This window comes from Tunicatimonas sp. (assembly GCF_049647865.1).
Classification (GTDB): Bacteria; Bacteroidota; Bacteroidia; order Cytophagales; family Cyclobacteriaceae; genus Tunicatimonas.
The window spans coordinates 1-4,142 of record NZ_JBARYM010000566.1; the positions used below are offsets into that span (position 1 = coordinate 1).

Consider the following 4,142-nt stretch of genomic DNA (forward strand, 5'->3'; position numbering starts at 1 on the left):
GCTCGCCCCGGTGCCGGTTTAGCATCGCTTAGTAGTTCTTCGGCTCGCTGTAGATCGCTGATAATCTGCTCGTACAGTTCAGCCGTAGAACTACTTTCTACCGAAAGAACTTCCTCGGTGAAGATATGTGAATCAAGTAGTAGTGGACCTTCACCCCACAGTCGAACAATCCAAAAGTAATTGTAGGCCCGTAGAAAGAAAGCTTCTCCCGCAATCTGCTGGATAGCTGCTGCGTTGCCCGTAGCATTTTCGTAATTAGCGATAATATTGTTGGCTCCTTGAATAGACTTGTAGGCTCCGCCCCAAATAAACGGTAGCCGTCCATTCTGTTGCGCCACGGTAAACTGATCAAACTCCCGAAAGTCAGCCTTATTACTTGCCTTATGGGTAGTGAGATCATCCCCTCCCATTAGCACTGCTTGCGTAGAAGCATTACCTAAACCTGAGTTCCAGGTATAAGTTAAGGGTTTATAGGTACCCGCCAAAGCAGCGGTTAGCCCCGTTTCATTCTGTAGTGCACCACTATCGCTAGTAATCTGAGCCGACAGGTCTTCTTCCAGAAAGTCAGAGCAGCCGGTAGCAACTACTAGTAAGCTAGATAATAATAGTAAGTATTTCATAAGAGTATAGATTAACAATTAGAAGGTTACGTTGAAACCTAAAATATAGGTTTTAGAATTAGGGTACGATCCACCGTCAGCTCCTTGCGCAACTCCAGCACCTTGCCGATTCGAGAACGATTCAGGGTCAATACCTCGGTAGTCGGTAAAGGTCAATAAGTTGGTAGCTCCTAGCATTACTGAACCCTTCATCCATCCTAATAAGTCACTAGGCAAATTATAAGTCAAACTCAGGTTTTTTAGGCGTACAAAGTTACCCGACTCAACAAAGCGCGACGACTGAATCTCAGATCGGTCGGTTGCACTGAAAGCAGGAATATCACTACTTTCGTTTACGTCGGCCATCCATTGATTAGCAATGTCAGCATGCGTTACTTCACGCGCATCCGCTGATGCTAAAATAGCCGTAGCGTAACTAAAGTTCCACTTATCGTAACCCATCATGGATTGAAAGAATACGTTTAGCGCGAAGTTGCCGTAGGTAAGCGTGTTATTCCAGCCGAACAGACGCGTAGGTATAGCACTGCCAATAATCTGATAATCATCGCCAGTAATTCGACCGTCTTCATTCACATCTTCGTAACGAGAGTCGCCGGGTACGTTATCAAAAACGGCCGCTGCTGCCGCTTGGTCTGACCCCCAAACCCCAAGGTAGTTTAGTCCCCAATAACTTGCGAGGGTACTGCCTGGTTCAATCACATTTTCCGGTAGGTTAGTAAGCCCCGCTCCGGCATCGCCGTCTAGAAATAAACGCTCCCGATCACCAATGCTTATCACTTCATTATTTAAAAAAGAAGCATTAAAGCTAGAGTACCAGTTGAACGGCCCCCGGTCTACTACCGTAGCAGTAATACCCAGTTCGTAACCAGAGTTGACTACTTCTCCTAGATTACGGAATATACCTCCACCTCCGGCGTACAAAGGCAGTTGCTCTTGGATGAGCAAATCATAGGTGTTTTTCTTAAAGTAGTCAGCTACAATACCAATACGCCCGTTAAACATCTGTAAGTCTAACCCTATGTTGAGTTGTTCAGTGGTTTCCCAGGTAAGGTTCGCATTACCCGGATTACCAATAATGATTCCGGGGGTAAGTACTCCATTCTCAAAAGAAGTCCCGGCGCTTTGATTGTTCGTGTTAAAGCTAGTCACTGTACCAAACACATCAATACCCTGATTACCGGTAAGACCGTAGCTACCACGTAGCTTTAGGTCAGTAATAAAATCAGCTGTTCGCATAAACCCTTCCTCCGATACGCGCCAACCTAAGGCTACTGATGGGAAAGTACCGTAAACATTGTCACCGCGGAACTTCGACGAACCATCGGTACGCACTGTAGCAGTAAGCAGGTAGCGGTCCAGCAAGGTGTAGTTTATTCGGCCAATGTATGAGCGGATAGTTTGCTCCTCACGGTTAGCTTGGGAGGTAGTTCCTTCGGCCAGCGTAATATTATCAAACCCAAGGTCAGGAAATTGTAGTCCTACAGCATTAATTTGGAATTGATCCAACGAGCGTAGTTGGTGCTCTACTACCCCAGTAACGGTAAGTGAATGAATGTCATCAAACGTTCGCTGATAAGTCAACGAGTTGGTATTCTGCAGAAAGATATTCTCTGTGAGGCCTCGGTAGTTGCTCGGGTTATCGCTGATACTGCCCGCACTAAATCCTTTATAAGGATTACTAGAGTAGCTGGCACCAAAACTAACATCAGCGGTAAGCCCTTCAATAATTTCGTAAGCAAAGCCTCCGTTCGCTAGCAGCGTATTGTTGATGCTAATGTTATCATTAAGGGCCAGTTCAATAGGGTTACTTTTAATAGATGAAATGGGGTCATTGACTAAAAGTCCCCCATTCGCATCACGCAATGGGGTGGTTGGGGCCCAGGCCAACGTTCCTGCAACCGAACCGCTAATATTGTCAGCTCCGCTGGTATTATTATTTTCGCGGCGCACGAAGTTCATCTTCAGATTAGCAGTTAATTTACTCGTTATATTCGCCTTAATATTAGTCCGTAGTGCGTAACGCTTAAAGTCAGAGTTGATAATGACACCGTCTTGTTCTAAGTAGTTACCCGAAACAAAATAGCTAACTTTATCACCACCTCCTGAGTAGTCTACCTGATACTCTTGGCCCAGCCCGGCACGAAACAGTTCGTCTTGCCAATCAGTGCCACCGTTCTGTCGGAACTCACTGATCTGAGCATCGGTAAAGGGCAAGCCGGTACCCAAAGCACTGGCCCGTCGGTTGGCTACTTCAGCAAAGGAGGCAGCATCAAGCAGGTCCCAGGTGTCTAGTACCTGCGAAGAGGTAAAGCGGGTAGTAAGTGATAACTTAGGTTCTCCGGCGGTACCGGTTTTAGTGGTAATTAGCACTACGCCATTAGCTCCTCGGCTGCCGTAGACAGCGGTAGCCGAGGCATCCTTAAGTACCTGAATACTTTCAATATCAGCCGGATTTACATCTTGAAATTCAGCTCCTACAAAGCCATCCACTACGTACAGTGGCTCATTATCACCATTGATGGAATTGGCGCCTCGAATCCGGATAGATACGGCCCCACCGGGTGCTCCCGAGCTATTGGTTACGTTCACTCCCGGGGTACGCCCCTGCAAAATCTGGTCAAAACGCGTCACGGGTTGCGACTCAAAATCGCGCCGATCTACCGTAGCAATGGAACCGGTAATGTCTTTCTTTTCTTGGGTTCCGTAACCGACTACTACAATTTCTTCTAACGACTGTACATCTTCTAAAAGAGAGATATCAATATTGCTTCTGCCATTAACGGATACTTCTTGAGTGGTGTAGCCAATAGAAGAAAATATTAAAGAGGCATCATCGGCTACCGATATGCTGTAGTTTCCATCAATATCAGTGACCGTACCGTTGGTCGTGCCCTTTTCTAGCACATTTACGCCGGGTAACCCTTCACTATTATTAGGGTCAGTTACTTGTCCTGAAACTGAAAGTTGAGGAATGACTTCTACTTCTTCCTGAGCTTCTATATTACCACGCTTTCGGGCTACGGCAATGTTATTACCTACCTGCTTAAACTTCATACCCGTTTGGCGGGAAACATCTACTAAAATCTGATACAGCGTTTGGTCAGTGTAAGTACCGCTTACCTGACTGACTCTTCTTAAGTCAGCGGTATTGTATTCAAAGGTAAAATCTGAGAGGGCCTCAATTCTTTTAAATACCTCAGTAATCTGGCTGCTTTGCAGGCGTAGTGTAAGATGTACTTCTTTAACGCTTCGGATACTTTGGTTGGTTCTGTCGGTTGCCCCTAAAAGGCCTAAGGCGAGAATCTGGATCATGAAAGCCACTGTTAGCGATCTTATCCAGCGGGGTTGGAGTATTAGTTGTGATCTCATAAAGGTAATTTGTTAATGAAGAAATTAATTTTTGACCGAATTTGTCTGACTGGGTTAAGAACTGTTCATTTCCATAGTTGCGTTAGTGATAGGTTATAAATACTTGTTTTTGTTCAATCTCAAAGCTAAAATCCATGACGAAGGCCATAGACG

General features: G+C 45.6%; 2 protein-coding genes. Both read right to left on the reverse strand.

Features of this window, described 5'->3' with window-relative positions; all coding sequences use genetic code 11:
* Nucleotides 1-620, reverse strand: a 620-nt coding sequence (locus WBA23_RS16730; RefSeq protein ID WP_424583429.1) for a RagB/SusD family nutrient uptake outer membrane protein, incomplete at its 3' end; no start/stop codon positions are given.
* An 18-nt stretch (nt 621-638) separates the two neighbouring features.
* Nucleotides 639-3,989, reverse strand: a complete 3,351-nt coding sequence (locus tag WBA23_RS16735; RefSeq protein WP_424583430.1) for a SusC/RagA family TonB-linked outer membrane protein — start codon at nt 3,987-3,989, stop codon at nt 639-641.
* Between the last annotated feature and the right edge of the window lie 153 nt (nt 3,990-4,142).